Annotated in this window: 14 protein-coding genes and 1 riboswitch; all 14 genes read right to left on the bottom strand. The window is 45.6% G+C overall.

Annotated features, from left to right (window positions below):
* Window positions 1–135: 135 nt before the first annotated feature.
* Window positions 136–237 carry a methionine/alanine import family NSS transporter small subunit gene (locus EJA10_RS23945; protein WP_125480735.1) on the bottom strand — a complete coding sequence of 34 codons (102 nt, stop codon included), beginning with the start codon at window positions 235–237 and terminating at the stop codon, window positions 136–138.
* Window positions 237–1,748 (bottom strand): sodium-dependent transporter, encoded by a 1,512-nt coding sequence (locus EJA10_RS14445; protein WP_125480734.1) that lies wholly within the window; start codon window positions 1,746–1,748, stop codon window positions 237–239. The genes EJA10_RS23945 and EJA10_RS14445 overlap by 1 nt, the downstream gene beginning before the upstream one ends.
* 251 nt (window positions 1,749–1,999) lie before the next feature.
* Window positions 2,000–3,586, bottom strand: a complete 1,587-nt coding sequence (locus EJA10_RS14440) for a Na+/H+ antiporter NhaC family protein (RefSeq protein ID WP_125480733.1) — start codon at window positions 3,584–3,586, stop codon at window positions 2,000–2,002.
* Window positions 3,587–3,722: 136 nt separating this feature from the next.
* A riboswitch (Lysine riboswitch) is annotated at window positions 3,723–3,906 on the bottom strand.
* 67 nt (window positions 3,907–3,973) lie between these two features.
* Entirely contained in the window at window positions 3,974–4,741 is a 768-nt protein-coding gene (gene yunB / locus EJA10_RS14435; RefSeq protein ID WP_125480732.1) for a sporulation protein YunB, read from the bottom strand.
* 58 nt (window positions 4,742–4,799) lie between these two features.
* Window positions 4,800–5,909 (bottom strand): HD-GYP domain-containing protein, encoded by a 1,110-nt coding sequence (locus EJA10_RS14430; protein ID WP_125480731.1) that lies wholly within the window; start codon window positions 5,907–5,909, stop codon window positions 4,800–4,802.
* Window positions 5,910–6,152: 243 nt separating this feature from the next.
* The gene (locus EJA10_RS14425) at window positions 6,153–6,455 is read right to left on the bottom strand and encodes a YunC family protein (RefSeq protein ID WP_125480730.1); all 303 of its coding nucleotides are present in this window, start codon (window positions 6,453–6,455) and stop codon (window positions 6,153–6,155) included.
* A gap of 73 nt (window positions 6,456–6,528) precedes the next feature.
* Window positions 6,529–7,911: a bifunctional metallophosphatase/5'-nucleotidase gene (locus EJA10_RS14420; protein ID WP_125480729.1), complete on the bottom strand. Its 1,383-nt coding sequence runs from the start codon at window positions 7,909–7,911 to the stop codon at window positions 6,529–6,531.
* A 221-nt stretch (window positions 7,912–8,132) separates the two neighbouring features.
* Entirely contained in the window at window positions 8,133–8,981 is an 849-nt protein-coding gene (locus EJA10_RS14415) for a DUF72 domain-containing protein (RefSeq protein ID WP_125480728.1), read from the bottom strand.
* Between the two features lie 551 nt (window positions 8,982–9,532).
* Complete coding sequence (sufB, locus tag EJA10_RS14410; RefSeq protein WP_125480727.1) at window positions 9,533–10,930, bottom strand: Fe-S cluster assembly protein SufB; 1,398 nt, start codon at window positions 10,928–10,930, stop codon at window positions 9,533–9,535.
* A 117-nt stretch (window positions 10,931–11,047) separates the two neighbouring features.
* Window positions 11,048–11,494, bottom strand: a complete 447-nt coding sequence (sufU, locus tag EJA10_RS14405; RefSeq protein WP_125480726.1) for a Fe-S cluster assembly sulfur transfer protein SufU — start codon at window positions 11,492–11,494, stop codon at window positions 11,048–11,050.
* Window positions 11,484–12,713, bottom strand: a complete 1,230-nt coding sequence (locus EJA10_RS14400; RefSeq protein WP_125480725.1) for a cysteine desulfurase — start codon at window positions 12,711–12,713, stop codon at window positions 11,484–11,486. The genes sufU and EJA10_RS14400 overlap by 11 nt, the downstream gene beginning before the upstream one ends.
* Entirely contained in the window at window positions 12,713–14,020 is a 1,308-nt protein-coding gene (sufD, locus tag EJA10_RS14395; RefSeq protein WP_125480724.1) for a Fe-S cluster assembly protein SufD, read from the bottom strand. The genes EJA10_RS14400 and sufD overlap by 1 nt, the downstream gene beginning before the upstream one ends.
* Before the next feature lie 18 nt (window positions 14,021–14,038).
* Complete coding sequence (sufC, locus tag EJA10_RS14390; protein WP_125480723.1) at window positions 14,039–14,824, bottom strand: Fe-S cluster assembly ATPase SufC; 786 nt, start codon at window positions 14,822–14,824, stop codon at window positions 14,039–14,041.
* 609 nt (window positions 14,825–15,433) lie between these two features.
* The coding region (locus EJA10_RS23670) for a hypothetical protein (protein WP_211340578.1) at window positions 15,434–15,628 on the bottom strand (195 nt) is incomplete at its 5' end.

The following is a 15,628-nucleotide window of genomic DNA, read 5'->3' as shown; positions in this document are numbered from 1 at the left end:
CCTCTTTTTCAAAATCACGGGATTTAAGGGAACCAATATCAGGTTGTAAGAAACCCCCAAAAAGGTTCGGAGACAGTCCCCCGAATCTTTTCCAACCAATACGAAAGGCCAACCATCCGGTTGGCCTTCCATTTGTTATGAACGGGCTTTTCTTACTGCGTGGATAACACTTGCAGCAAGGCCTCCCCAGATAATTACCATACCTACTACCATCATTACTACTGCACTAAGATCCATTATTTTGAAACCCCCTTGTCTTGTGGAATTTCGTATAGTGATTTATCCCATTTCTTTACATTGGCGAAAATGAAGCCGGCGACGATTGCGCCGATTGCCACTAGCCAGCCGGAATACACATTGAACATGACCGGATAGCCGCCGTAGCTTGTTTTGATATCTGTCAGGATATTCATCACCATCATGATCCCCAGTACCACTGGCGTGATGTACTTAAGAGAGATGTTCCACCAGCTGCCAAGACGGATGTCAGAGATGGCATCTGCATGGCCGCGAAGGTTATCAAGCTCCTTGGCAACCCATGCAATGAATACGACCTGGACAAGACCAGCTAGAGCTACACCGTAGTTGTTGATGAAAGCATCTGCTGAATCAAGGAAGTTCAATCCGCCCTGTGTTGCAAACAGGATGGAAATCAAAGCAGATAGTCCGCCGCCGATTGCGACTGCTTTAGTACGGGAAACATTGAACTTATCCTGTACACCTGCAACATATGTTTCAACGATTGAAATCAGTGAAGATAGTCCTGCAAGCGTCAAGCTGACGAAGAACAGTACGCCGAAAGCAGCGCTAAATGCAGGAAGCTCATTGATAATTTGCGGGAATACCGCGAAAGCAAGGATTACCCCTTTGCTTACTACTTCATTAACTGGTACGCCTGACTGCATCGCCATGAAGCCAAGTGCTGCGAATACCCCGATACCTGCCAGCAATTCGAAAGAAGAGTTCGCGAATGCTGTGATGAACGCATTGTTCGTGATATCTGATTTTTTAGGAAGATAGCTTGAATACGTGATCATGATTGCAAATGCAATTGATAAACTGAAGAAGATTTGTCCATATGCTGCTACCCAAACCTTGCCATTCAGGATCTGGCTCCAGTCTGGCTTGAAGAATGCATTGACGCCATCGATTGCTCCATCGAGTGTCAGGGCGCGAACAACGATAACAAAGAATAAGATAACAAGTGCTGGAATAAAGATTTTGTTCGCGACTTCGATCCCTTTCTTGACTCCTTTTAACAAAATGCCAAGAGAGATGACCCATACAATGACAAGCGGTACGAATACGCCTGGAACGATGCTTCCTACCTGGCCTGCATCAACGACTTTCAAGTAATCGCCAACAAGGAATGTAAGCGGATCGTCACCCCACTGCTTGCTGAGTGAGAAATACGCGTATGACATTGCCCACGCAATAATGACTGCATAATAGGTTGAAATGACAAATGATACAGCGAGCTGCCACCAGCCGATCCATTCAGACTTCTTGTTCATTCTGGCAAAGCTTAGCGGTGCGGAACCACGGTACTTATGGCCGATTGTGAATTCCAGGATCAGGATCGGAATACCTGCTGTCAATAGTGCGAATAGATATGGGAAGAAGAATGCTCCTCCGCCATTTTCATACGCGACACCAGGAAAGCGCCAAATATTTCCCAACCCTACTGCCGATCCTACCGCGGCAAGAATAAATCCTGCCCTCGTCCCCCATTGTGGTCTATTTTCCATTATGAATCCCCCTCGCCCTTCTAATCCTCTGGTAAACAATGATGAATTAGAAAGTTTTATATTTTCAGATTATTTTGTCTAGGAATAGTATAGCTAGTTTTTTGGGGCTTGTCAAAATATTATTTTGGTGATAATAAAATTATTTTAAAAATATTTTTCCCAACTATACCAGTTGTCCTATTATTAGGATTCTATTCCCATTTGTTTAAAAATATGAAAAAAGCTGCCTGAAATTCAGACAGCTTTAATCGTTATTCTGCAAGATTTTCTTTTAACACTTCTTCGTGTGTAGTTTTGCTTCCGAAAATGAAAGCAAATGCCACAAGCATCAGCGCCACCACGCCAAGAGCAGCCATTGTGCTGCCAGTGAACCCGATGACCAGGAATCCGACAGAAGAAATCGCAGCAGAGATCAGCGCGTAAGGCAGCTGGGTAATCACATGGTCTAAGTGATGTGCCCCTGCGCCTGTAGATGAAAGGATCGTTGTATCAGAAATCGGCGAGCAATGATCGCCGAAAACAGCTCCAGCCAGTACGGCTGCCAATGCCGGAAGCATAAGGCTGATGTCAGAAGCTGCCGCAATATCTCCTGCGATCGGAAGCAGGATGCCGAATGAGCCCCAGGATGTCCCTGTCGAGAAGGCCATGATACCGGCAACGAGGAACAGCAGGAATGGCAGGAATGAAATATTAATATTAGAGCTTTCCACGATACCTGCTAAATACGTTCCAGTTTCAAGTCTTCCAATCAAATCAACGATCACCCATGCGAAGAACAGGATGTAAATCGCCGGAAGCATTGATTTGATTCCCTCAACTAGTCCTCTTCCAAAAACATTGGCGTTGATTCCTTTTAGAACGAATGCTTGTCTTGCAAACAAAATCAAAGCAGCTGCAAGGCCAAGCAAGCCTCCGATAACGAGTGATTTCGTCACATCCGTATTTTCAAAGATACTGAAGATGGTCACAGTGCCTTCTGTTGCTTGCGCGCCAGTCCAAAGCATCATGCCAACCGTACCTGCAACAAGTGCCACGATCGGCCATACAAGGTCGCCTACAGAACCCTTTGTGCTTGTCGGAAGGTCATCCTTCAGTTCACCTGGCACAGGCTTGTCCTGAGGAACAACAATTCCTTCAAGAATCGCACGTTCCTCATGCTTTCTCATCGGCCCGATTTCGATATTGCGAAGGGCTACGATGAAGACCATCGCCAATGCTGCAAGAGCGTAAAAATTCATTGGCGCCATCTGAATGAATGCTGAAAATGCCGTATATTCACTTACTCCGTGTGCAGCAAGAATCGTTCCGATCAAGGCGATGATATACGCGCCCCAGCTCGAAATCGGAGAAATGACACAGACAGGAGCTGATGTGGAGTCAATCAGATAAGCCAGTTTTGCACGTGAAACCTTCTGGCGGTCCGTAATTGGACGTGTGATCTGGCCGACAGCAAGTGCATTGAAATAATCGTCAATGAAAATAATAACTCCTAAAACCGCACCGACAAGCTGGGCCCCAACTCTTGTTTTAACTCGTTTCATTGCCCATTCACCAAACGCACGGCTTCCGCCGGAAATGGAAATGAAAGCTGTAATTGTACCTAATAATAATAAGAAAAGAATAATGTACAGGCTATATGTGTTCAGTTCGCCGTCTGCGACGAAAATCCCCTTGATGGCATCCCACATAATAGCAAAGGTCTCTCCGATATTGAATTCAGCGAGCAAAAATGCCGCTGCGATGATGCCTGTCCCAAGAGACAGCAGCACCCTTCTTGTGATTACTACCATTAAAATTGCCAATAATGGCGGCAGTAATGATAAAATTGTGTTCTCCATTTTTTCTCCTCCTTGTTTTTGACAGGGGGAAACTTTTACATGAGAGAGTTTAGCTGCTTTTCTGCTGATAAATAAAAAAGGGCAACGATAGAGAACATACTATCGTCGCCCTTAATAAGCAACTAGTTTCTCCATCACGATCTGTAGCTCCCCATTATGGATATACCTCCATAATGACAGTGATACTCTTGTTCAAAGTATCCCCAGCAATAAAAAATGTGACTCACTTTTCATTGCTTCGGCAAAATTCCCTTTCAGCTGCGTTCAACGTTGTCATCCTCACACAGCATACTTTTGAATCCTGCTCCTCTACCCCACCGGAATGATAAGGTTTGTTTATTCAATTGATTTTATAATATAACAATATCGCTAACTTGACAACTGTAATTATTGACCTGAATTGCCAGGAACCTGAATGGCTGGCGGGACGGTTCCTCCGCCATTGTAAAACTGTGGTACTTTTCCTGGGTAATAGAAACTGCCAATCGGAATGTTTTCCTGTACGGTCGCTATTTTGGTAGCGAATGGGATGATGATTTGGACATTGACCTTGACCCTGACGGAAACATTGATCAACGTATTGTTGATTCCATGCTCCTCTGTTTCCCAGACGACATCGGATGTTACATCTCCGATGGCATTGAATTTAACCGGTACCCTGGGCCCCATGTTCCCGAGGAGCGCATTATTGGTTGCCTGCCCCAGCGGCACATAATAGATAATTCCTGCTTCCCGCGACTCATCATCCGTCACGAGCTCTACATCAGAAAGCATCTCTAGCGAAGTAAGGTTCCCTCTCTCTGCTTCCTTCAGGTTCATTTGTACAATATTCGTGGTTTCAGCTTTTACCCGGTTGATGATTTCCGTGTTGAATTTCACAACTGTAGTAGCACCCCCGTCTACAGGGACAAACTCGATTACTTTATCAATATCCATCCCGTTGGCAATCTTTTTATTGATCGCCTTATTGATGACAAGGGTCGCAATCTTCCTTGTCTGGGATTCGGCGTATTTCATCAGTGTAGGTTCCAGCCCTTTATCGATGATCCAGAGTCCCGCCGCTGTCGAAAAGGAAAAAAAGACGAAGGTCAGCAGGAATACATATCTGAAAGGCAAAGGTCCTTTTCGAGGCAGCCGCCGGCCGAATTTTGCCAAAACAAATCCCCCCTCTAAAGCTATATGTATGCTTTAAAGGGGGGAACTAGCCTTACTTTTAATAATTATTGGCGTATTCATACTTGATGATCGTGTCACAGCTGGCGATCATCAATGACAGGTTCGTTTTTAAATCGAGTTCATAAGGTTCGACTCTGCGGCCATTTTCCTCAAGAATCCTCACCATGGGCCGTTCGCTCAAACCTGGATTCTGGGCTGAGACGACTCCCCTTCTGCCATCGCTTAAGAGGACTGTCAGACCGACTGGATAGATGGCTACCGCCTTCCGGAAAGCGTCTACCACCTTAGCATCGAACAGACTGCCAGAGCCTGAATAAAGGATTTCCAGCCCTTCATGCGGCAGCATCGCCGGCCTGTAAACACGGTTGGAGGTAACAGCGTCAAACACGTCTGCGACTCCAAGGATTCTGCCGAACAAATGGATTTCCTCCCCCTTCAGCCCGCGGGGATATCCTGCGCCATTCATGCGTTCATGATGCTGGAAGGCGCAATGGGCAACAATCAACGGTACTGTAGGAATATTCCTGAGCAGCTGGAAACCGTCCTCAGCATGAGCCTTGATGATCTGGAATTCCTCTGCAGTCAGCTTGCCAGGCTTTGAAAGAATCTCTTCCGGAACCTTCATTTTGCCCACATCATGCAGGATCGCACCAAGTCCAAGCTGTTCAAGCTCCTTTGGCGGCAGCTTCATTTCGATGCCAATGGCCAGGGCATAAAGCGTAACGTTCAAGGAGTGCGAAAAAATATAATGGTCATGCAGGAACACATCTGACAGCAGGTTCAATAGTTCCTTGCTTTCCCTAAGCTCCTCAAGCAGGATGCTGATCAGCTTTTTGAACTTCCTGGCAGATTTTTCGAGCACAAAGGTATGGGAAATCTTCGAATCCAGCTGGACTTGCTTGAACGTATCTCCGATCGTCTTGATTGCATTTACCCGCATTTCATCCGAAATGGAGTTTGTCAGAATGATATCATCGGTATCTGGATCTTTGATATAGATGTAATCAATACCAAAATCCGAGAGCCGGCTGAGTATCCTTTTCTCAAGGCGAGCCCCTGCATTTAAGAGGATCTGACCCTGATCATTATAAATGGCTTTTCCGAGTAAAGCCCCTTCCCCTGCTGAAGTGGTGGCTATCAGTCTCATGTCAATTCCCACTTTATCTGTTAGTTGTCGGCTATTTCCGCCGGATTACTAACGAAAAAAGCCAAAGAAAATTTTACATAAAACGACAATATTTTCTTTTATTCTACCATATTCATTTTTGGTTTGGTGATTACTTTATAAAAAGGGAGTTGGGAAATATGTCGCATGTTTACTTTTTATATCGGTAAAATTCTCCACAGTTTTATGCTTTTTACGACAAAAAGACAGCCTTTATGGCTGTCTTTAATTCATGAGAAGTAACGCTTCTTTTCCAATCATGCCTTTCACTGCGCCCAGGTTCTCAGCTTCATATGTGACTGATTCCAGCGGGGCTTCGAGCAATTGTTCAATGGTCTTCACGCCAACAGCCCTGCCGGCAATGACTTTGCGGTCTTTCAGCTTTTCATTGAGAAGCGCGACATCCAGGGCGCCGCACATAATGTATCCTTTATCACCTGTAACAACCAGCAGCTTCGTCTTAGGCAATGCGACAGAAATGCATAAAAAGGTTCTGCCTTCTATATCAATAGGGTACATGTCAATCATGAACAAACCCTCCCTTCCTTCAATCCCAATAACACTGTATGAAGAAAGGGCGGAAAGCGTGATATTTTACAAGCTATTCAGCATTATAAAGTTCGGCCAGCTTCCATTCCAGCAGATTCCTCAGGAACTCCGGCAGCCAGTATTCCTTTTCCTCAGCCCGCTGGATTTCCGGGAAGAACCGGCCAAAGGTGAACATATCGGGAATGGCAAGATTGTATTGTCTCCTTGGCTCAACCAGGCTTCCATTGATATAAATCTGCAGTACATTGCCTTTCGGCCGGAATTCGATTCCGTCATATTCCATGACTCCCATGACCGTTCCTCTGAAACCAAGCCCTTTAATCTGCATATGCGGCCATTTTTCGTCCCTTGTCTGCAGGAGCACTTCTTTCAGCTCCGCCCCTGAAAGTGTGACGGTGCAAGGATTGATCGGATGAGGGCAGATTTCAAGCAGATCGTATTTCGTAACCTCGCCAGCGTCCAAGCCCTTAAGAAGCATACCCGCGTTCATGAAGGAACAGTCCGCCTCGCACCATTCCCTCAAGGCCTGTGTCAGCATTTTTGACAGTTCCGAATGCTGGAGTGGCTCTGCTTTTAAGTCAGAAGGGAGATAAGCTACTTTTTCAGCCAGAAGTTCTTTTCCTTCGATAAAATAATCCTCGGCGATATTGTGCTCATCCTCATCCTGGTCAGCCTCATTCATATCGTAAAGAGAAGCATTCTTCTTCAAAATCAGCTTCGAATCTGGATCTATCTGCAAGGTCACATGGCCAGTATAGTATCCGTATTTCCCTGCTCCCGCCAGCGTGGTGAAGCCGACTTCTTTCCCTTCATGTAAAATGTGATGGGTGTGGCCGCCAAGGATGACATCAATTTCCGGGAACATGCCGGCAATCAGTTCATCATCATGAATGCCAAGATGCGAAAGTAGAATGATAACGTCTGTTTTCCCTTTTAACTCCTGAACACATTTCTTCAGCTCTTCAATCGGATCATTCAGCTTCCAGCCAAGCTGCGCATAAAAACGGGCAAAGTTCACGGTCACACCAATGACACCGATTATGGTCCCGGATTTTGTTATGTAAATATGATACGGTTTCGCCCACTCCGGCCGGCTACCATCAGGATAATAGAGATTCGCCACCAGCATTTCGAAATCTTTTTCGAGATACATCGTGTCGAGGTCCTCAAATGGAAGCGTGATCCCCTCGTTATTCCCTATTGTCGCGGCATCGTACCCAGCCTGATTCAGCAGGGAGCAATTCGCCTTTCCTCTTGTTGCATCTGATAAAGGATGCCAGCGGTCCATATGGTCGCCGATATCAAAAAAGAAAACCTCATCCCCAGCTTCTTCGTGCCACTGCCGCCGCTCAGCCAGGAGTTTATGGATCCTTGGCCAATGCTCGAAATGGCTATGCAAATCATTCGTATGGTAAATATGGATTATCTCTTCCATCAGTGTTCCATCCTCTTTTTAATAAGGCTCTTTTCGCTTACGGTTTAAAGTTTTGATGCCTCGTGCAATTCGTGTGAACGAGCAGCAAGAAAAGGGCCTCGAATCTTGATAAAATGCGATTTAAAGATGATTTACGAAAAGAACTATTAATGCGAAACAGCCTTTTACAATTGAAGTGCCCCTGCCTGCGAACGGTAGGGGTCCTGTTTTTGATGGGATGATTAAAACAAGTCCAGCTGCCTCGGATTCAATCCCTCGTATTCAATGTCCAATATGTCAACCATCTGTTTGGCATTATCAGCAGCATCCCCGCCGGAGTTGTTATTGAACAATGCGAACACCTGCGATGTGCTCTCGTTCAGCTTTTTCAGGTTTTCTGCCCACTCTTCCAATTCTGCCTGATTGTAGCGGTATAAATACCTGACCTCACGCCAATCCTGGCCTCTGCCCTTCTTGTTCCAGCCATGGACATTTCGGCCGTGGAAGCGGACCAGTACTTTATCAGGCGATGTTGATTCAAGGACAGTCGGAATCGACCCCTCACCCGCCTGCGGTTCATCACAGATGCTGTGGATCCATTTTTCCGCTTTCATGAAATCCACCGTCTTCTCGCGCATTTCACCCTCAAACCAGGATTGGTTTCGAAACTCAAGTGCGCAATCAATATCCCCCATCTGCTCCCGGCACCAGCGTAAATAATCAACATTTTCCCGGCGAAGATCGAACCAGGGAGGGAACTGGAACAGCGTCATAGCATGCTTATTCGCCTCAAGATAAGGCTTGAGCGACTCTTTGTATGCGGTAAACATTTCATTTTTATCCTTAAAAGGGATTTCGCCGCGCTGATGCCCGGTCATTCCCTGGTAAGCCTTCACAATAAATTGAAAATGATCAGGTGTATCTTCCACCCATTTCGCAGCATTTTTCACAGGCTGCACAGCGTAAAAAGAGGCATCAACCTCGACTGCCGGAAAGTGGCTGGAGTACTCCTTCAGTTTATCGCGCGGAGAAACCTTGCCATCATATAAACCGTCATGGTCACCCCAACCCGTTAAGCCAACAATAATCATCTGTGCACCTCCAATTTACCTTCATGATAGCATAGTTCGCTTCAGTATTAGAACTAAGACACCGTTTAACCCTAATTCCCGGTAAAAGGCAGGTAGAAACACAAAAAAATGCTGATTAGTAAAAAGAGAATAACAAATTACGATATGGGGGCAGGTTGTTGCGATTATTGATGGTGATTGCTCTGGTTTTAATGTCAATCACTACGAAATTCGAGTGAGATTTGGACGTGAATCACTACGAAAGGGAAGAAATTCACTACGAAAAAGTGCACAATCACTACGAAGTGAAGGTTCATCGCTACTTTTTACAAAGAATAGTAAAAAAGCTGCCACGCGATGAGCTTCATAATTATGGACCGCACGAAACTTCATTTATTCGCACACTCAAACTAGATTATTGCGCAGTAGCGTGGCGGAATTTCGTGAGATGACGAATAATTGCACGAACAATCTACTTAATTGCGTGAACAGTCACCTTAATTGCACAACCTCCCAATTAAAGGTAAAAAAATCCACCTGCCAAAGCAGGTGGATTCCCGTAACTATTAAGATTAACCGATTGAACCTTCCATTTCGAACTTGATCAGGCGGTTCATTTCGACTGCGTATTCCATTGGCAATTCTTTTGTGAATGGCTCGATGAAGCCCATGACGATCATTTCTGTTGCTTCTTCTTCGGAGATTCCGCGGCTCATCAGATAGAACAGCTGCTCTTCTGATACCTTTGAAACCTTCGCTTCGTGCTCAAGAGAAATGTTGTCGTTCAGGATTTCATTGTATGGAATTGTGTCTGATGTAGACTTGTTATCCATGATCAGCGTATCGCACTCAATGTTAGAGCGGGCGCCGTCGGCTTTGCGTCCGAAGTGGACGATTCCGCGGTATGTTACTTTTCCGCCTTGCTTCGAGATTGATTTTGATACGATGGTTGATGATGTATTTGGTGCAAGGTGGATCATTTTCGCACCTGCATCCTGGTGCTGGCCTTTACCAGCGATTGCGATTGATAATGTCATACCGCGCGCGCCTTCACCCTTAAGGATGACAGCTGGGTATTTCATTGTCAGCTTGGAACCGATGTTGCCATCGATCCATTCCATTGTCGCATTCGCTTCACAGACTGCACGCTTTGTAACAAGGTTGAAGACGTTGTTTGCCCAGTTCTGGATTGTTGTGTAACGGCAATATGCGTCCTTCTTGATGATGATTTCAACGACCGCACTGTGAAGAGAGTTCGTTGTGTACACAGGAGCTGTACATCCTTCAACATAGTGTACGTGCGCGCCTTCATCAACGATGATCAATGTACGCTCGAACTGACCCATGTTCTCGGAGTTAATGCGGAAATACGCCTGAAGCGGAGTTTCCACTTTGATTCCTTTTGGAACATAGATGAAAGATCCGCCAGACCAAACAGCAGAGTTCAATGCTGAGAACTTGTTGTCTGTTGGAGGAATGACTTTCCCGAAATGTTCACGGAAAATATCCTCGTTTTCTTTCAGAGCAGAATCTGTGTCTTTGAAGACGATTCCCAGCTCTTCAAGCTCTTCCTTCATGTTGTGGTATACAACCTCTGATTCGTATTGCGCAGAAACACCCGCAAGGTATTTTTGCTCCGCTTCAGGAATCCCAAGCTTATCGAATGTCGCCTTGATTTCATCAGGAACTTCATCCCATGATTTTTCAGAGCGCTCAGAAGGTTTAACGTAATATGTGATTTCATCGAAGTTCAATGAAGCCATGTCCCCGCCCCATTGTGGCATTGGCATGTTGTAGAAGTGCTCCAAAGACTTTAAGCGGAAGTCGAGCATCCATTGAGGCTCTTCCTTCATTTTTGAAATTTCTTCAACGATTTCACGCGTCAATCCGCGCTTAGACCGGAAGATGGAAACGTCTTTGTCGGCAAAACCGTATTTATAATCACCGATCTCTGGCATTTTTTTAGCCATCGTCGAATTCCTCCATTCTTAAAGCAGGGAAAACGAGGTTTCCCGCTTTGTAGTTGTACTGCTGCAGGCCAATCCCCTACAGGCTCTTTCTGTAAAAATCACCCTGAGATGATTTTCTTATTGGCTGTCTTCCTCTTCCTTCAGGCCTTTCTCCATTGCCTTCCATGCAAGAGTAGCACATTTGATCCTTGCAGGGAATTTCGCGACACCCTGGAGGGCTTCTATATCGCCGAGGTCAAGATCATCCTCATCATATTCCTTGCCCTGCATGATGTCGGAAAAAATCTGGGATAGCTTTAAAGCTTCTTCCACGTTTCTCCCTTTGATCGCCTGTGTCATCATAGAAGCAGAGGACATGGAAATCGAGCAGCCTTCCCCTTCGAATTTAGCGTCCGATACCTTGCCATCTTCGACTTTCATCGTCAGCTGGATGCGGTCGCCGCATGTTGGGTTGTTCATGTTGACAGTCAGGCTGCCTTCATCCAAAACACCTTTATTGCGAGGGTTCTTATAGTGATCCATAATAACTTGCCGATAAAGGTTATCTAAATTATTAAAAGACATCGCTGAAATACTCCTTTGTTTTGACAAGGCCTGCTACGAGCTTGTCAATATCTTCTTCCGTGTTGTACAGGTAGAAGCTTGCACGTGCTGTCGCGGACGCTTTCAGCCATTTCATCAGCGGCTGTGCACAATGGTGGCCCGCGCGGACGGCGATTCCTTCAGCATCAAGTACTGTCGCTACATCATGTGGATGCACGTCATCAATATTGAATGTTACGAGTCCCGCACGCTTGCCGGCTTCTTTCGGCCCATAAATGGTCATGCCTTCGATTTCAGACATTTTATCCATCGCATAAGCCGCAAGAGCGTGTTCGTGCTTCTCGATATTGTCGAGACCAATGTCGTTCAGGAAGTCGATTGCGGCACCAAGACCGATCGCACCGGCGATGATTGGTGTCCCGCCTTCGAATTTCCACGGCAGCTCTTTCCAAGTTGACTCGTATAAACCTACGAAATCAATCATCTCGCCGCCAAACTCAACTGGCTCCATTTTTTCAAGAAGGGCCTTCTTGCCATATAATACCCCGATTCCTGTCGGTCCGCACATCTTATGGCCGGAAAAAGCGAGGAAATCGCAATTCAGGTCTTGGACGTCAATCTTCATATGCGGAGCGCTTTGTGCGCCATCGACGACCATGATCGCACCATGCTGGTGGGCAATTTCGGCAATCTCCTTGATTGGATTCATGACACCGAGTACGTTGGAAACCTGCATGATGGAGACGATTTTCGTATTCTCTGTAATCGTTTCTCTTACAGTATCAAGTGAGATCGTACCATCTTCCTGCAGGTCTAAATATTTTAACTTTGCACCCGTCTGTTTCGCTACCTGCTGCCACGGGATGATGTTGCTGTGATGCTCCATGTAGGAGATGACGATTTCATCGCCTACCTTCAGGTTGTCACGGCCATAGCTTGCAGCTACCGTGTTCAGCGCAGTAGTCGTACCGCGGGTGAAAATGATTTCTTCAATTGATTTTGCGTTAATGAACTTTCGGACCTTTTCCCTTGATCCTTCGTACCCGTCAGTCGCTCTTGTTCCAAGAGTATGGACGCCTCGGTGTACGTTGGAGTTGTATTCGCGATAATATTTGTCCAGTGCTTCGATGACCTGCACCGGCTTCTGGGATGTAGCCGCGCTGTCGAGATACACGAGCGGACTGCCATTGACTTCCTGATTTAAAATCGGAAATAGTTCACGAATCTCGCGGGCGTTCATTATTTAACTTTCCTTTCGATGACTTCCACCAATTGCTTCTTAACTCCCTCGATTGGAAGCTCATTAACAACCGGAGCAAGGAATCCATGGATGACAAGGCGTTCGGCCTCAGTCTTCGGAATACCACGGCTCATCAAATAGTAAAGCTGAAGCGGATCAACGCGTCCAACAGAAGCCGCGTGCCCTGCTGTTACATCATCTTCATCGATCAAAAGGATTGGGTTCGCGTCCCCACGTGCTTTTTCGCTAAGCATCAATACGCGTGATTCCTGTTCAGCATTGGACTTGGAAGCACCATGTTCGATTTTTCCGATTCCGTTGAAAATAGAAGTCGCGCTATCCTTTACAACACCGTGCTTCAGGATATAGCCTTCTGAGTTTTTACCGAAATGGATGATGCTTGTCGTGAAGTTCTGCGTCTGTTCTCCACGGCCAACAACAACTGTCTTTGTGTCGCCGAATGAACCGTCACCAACAAGGTTCGTGATGTTCTCGGAAACTGTGTTGCCATCGTTCATCATGCCTAGGGCCCACTCAATACGAGCATCCCTTCCAGCATGTCCGCGGCGGTTTACATAAGTAGTAAGGCCTTCAGCCAGAGTATCAACCGCACCGTACTGGATTTTAGCGTTTTGGCCTGCAATCGCTTCTGTCACGATGTTGACAAGGCCGTTCACTTTTCCAGTAGTAGAGATATAGTTCTCAACATAAGTCACAGAGCTGTTGTCTTCTGCAACAACTAGGACATGGTTGAACAGGTTCGCTTCTGCATCATCGTGCAGGAAGATTGCCTGGATCGGGTTTTTCACTTGAACATTCTTAGGAACATAAAGGAATGCTCCGCCGTTCATGAATGCTGCGTGAAGGGCAGTCAAACGGTGCTCATCACTTTTAACAGCTGTCATGAAATATTTCTTCAGCAGGTCGCTGTATTCGCGTGCCGCTGTGAAGATATCTGTAAAAATAACGCCCTGCTCCTGCATCTCCTTAGAAAGCTGAAGGTAAGCAGGCTTGTTGTTGCGCTGAACGTAAAGGCTGTTTTCCTTCGCTTCCTGGTCAACAAGCGCTTTTACTTCTTCAGGAAGTTCATCAATCGATGAAAAAGCATCACTCTTAACAAGCAGCTTTTCAAATTGAGTGAAATTCCATTTATCAATCTTTGTTTTATCCGGTTTTGGCATTGAGAGATCTTCAGCTTTTGCAAGAGCTTGCGTGCGAAGCTCTGTTAGCCAAGCCGGTTCGTTCATTTCTTTTGAGAAGGAAGTAATGTACTCCTGGTCAAAAGCCCATTTCGTTTCCGTAGTCATTATAAATCCCCCCAACGCTTAAGCTTCTTGCCCAACTGTTTCGTCTTCGATGCCCAGTTCTTTCTTAATCCAGTCGTATCCTTCTGCCTCTAAGCGCTGTGCAAGTTCCGGTCCGCCGGACTTGACGATGCGGCCCTGCATCATGACGTGTACATAGTCAGGAGTAATATAATCAAGAAGGCGCTGGTAGTGAGTGATGATCAAGCAGCCGAAATCTTCGCCGCGCATTTCGTTGATTCCTTTAGAAACAACTTTCAATGCGTCGATATCAAGACCTGAGTCGATTTCGTCAAGGATCGCGATCTTCGGTTCAAGCATCATCAACTGAAGGATTTCGTTACGCTTCTTCTCACCGCCGGAGAAACCTTCGTTAAGGTAACGCTGAGCCATATCAAGATCCATTTCAAGGAATTCCATTTGCTTATCCATCTTGCGGATGAACTTCATAAGAGAAATTTCATTTCCTTCGCCAAGACGGCTGTTCACAGCAGAACGCAAGAAGTCAGCATTCGTTACACCGCTGATTTCGCTTGGATATTGCATCGCAAGGAACAAACCAGCGCGAGCTCTTTCGTCCACTTCCATTTCAAGAACATCTTCGTTATCAAGAGTAACAGAACCCTTGGTTACTTCATATTTAGGGTGACCCATAATTGAAGAAGACAAAGTGGATTTACCAGTACCGTTTGGTCCCATGATCGCATGGATCTCTCCACCCTTAACCTCAATGTCCACACCTTTTAATATCTCTTTACCTTCAATCTCAACGTGAAGGTCCTTAATTGATAATACAGATCCTGCCATAATATTACCTCCGTCAATATAGAAAAGATTTTAAGCCGACTCCAGCCGTCAAAAACTCTATTCTCATTTTATTCTCATTACAATCTTATAACAAATGAAAAGTGTTAGCAACACTTTAAGAATGGAAAGAAATACATCGAAACCAGCAGAAATGTGTCGCTTGCTCCAAATGATTTTTGGCTCAGCAGCTTTTCAGCTCGCTGAAAAGCCAGTGAAGCGTCAGCTTCACGACAGCGAGCCAAAAATCAGCACAACACTCAGTGGCAATGCCACCATTTACAGCAGGATTCAATTAAAACTTCTTTCTATTCTCGCACCCCGCCTTTCAGCTTGCTGAAAGGACACACGGTATCACCTTCACTGTCACCAGTTCTTTTAACTGAACCGCCAGTTTCGTAAAAGTCAGATATACAGAACAGATTCTTCGGCCAACATTATCAGCTTAACATAAATGTAGGTCTCACCATAAGCAATAAACCGCTTAGGCGCCACATTTAAAACAATAAAACGTATTCTAATGAGAGAAAGTAGTCATGCCCTCGGTCAACATAACAAATTATCATTAACTCTTGGCGTGCATCATTTTATTTTTTACTTTCCAATAAAATTTCATGTACCATTGAAGTGGCATTCGGATTGCTTTTTGGCATGAGACTCGAACTTGTCCCATCGGAGGATTTCGAGGACAACTTTCTCCCCAAATCCACAAAACCTTACCGATTGGTGCGCTCTCTCGGACAACTTTCCATTCAAATCCTCAAAACCTGTCCGATTGGATGCTTCTCTCGGACAACTTTCCACCCA

Source organism: Mesobacillus subterraneus (assembly GCF_003937825.1).
GTDB lineage: Bacteria > Bacillota > Bacilli > Bacillales > Cytobacillaceae > Mesobacillus > Mesobacillus subterraneus.
The sequence above is the reverse complement of the archived record's forward strand: the minus strand, read 5'-3'. Positions and strand labels throughout refer to the sequence as shown.

Bases quoted from the DNA above. Each gene is read 5' to 3' on its own strand.
- EJA10_RS23945 (WP_125480735.1), bottom strand. From the start codon at position 237: ATGGATCTTAGTGCAGTAGTAATGATGGTAGTAGGTATGGTAATTATC.
- EJA10_RS14445 (WP_125480734.1), bottom strand. From the start codon at position 1,748: ATGGAAAATAGACCACAATGGGGGACGAGGGCAGGATTTATTCTTGCC.
- EJA10_RS14440 (WP_125480733.1), bottom strand. From the start codon at position 3,586: ATGGAGAACACAATTTTATCATTACTGCCGCCATTATTGGCAATTTTA.
- EJA10_RS14430 (WP_125480731.1), bottom strand. From the start codon at position 5,909: ATGAGACTGATAGCCACCACTTCAGCAGGGGAAGGGGCTTTACTCGGA.
- EJA10_RS14425 (WP_125480730.1), bottom strand. From the start codon at position 6,455: ATGATTGACATGTACCCTATTGATATAGAAGGCAGAACCTTTTTATGC.
- EJA10_RS14420 (WP_125480729.1), bottom strand. From the start codon at position 7,911: ATGGAAGAGATAATCCATATTTACCATACGAATGATTTGCATAGCCAT.
- EJA10_RS14415 (WP_125480728.1), bottom strand. From the start codon at position 8,981: ATGATTATTGTTGGCTTAACGGGTTGGGGTGACCATGACGGTTTATAT.
- sufB (WP_125480727.1), bottom strand. From the start codon at position 10,930: ATGGCTAAAAAAATGCCAGAGATCGGTGATTATAAATACGGTTTTGCC.
- sufU (WP_125480726.1), bottom strand. From the start codon at position 11,494: ATGTCTTTTAATAATTTAGATAACCTTTATCGGCAAGTTATTATGGAT.
- EJA10_RS14400 (WP_125480725.1), bottom strand. From the start codon at position 12,713: ATGAACGCCCGCGAGATTCGTGAACTATTTCCGATTTTAAATCAGGAA.
- sufD (WP_125480724.1), bottom strand. From the start codon at position 14,020: ATGACTACGGAAACGAAATGGGCTTTTGACCAGGAGTACATTACTTCC.
- sufC (WP_125480723.1), bottom strand. From the start codon at position 14,824: ATGGCAGGATCTGTATTATCAATTAAGGACCTTCACGTTGAGATTGAA.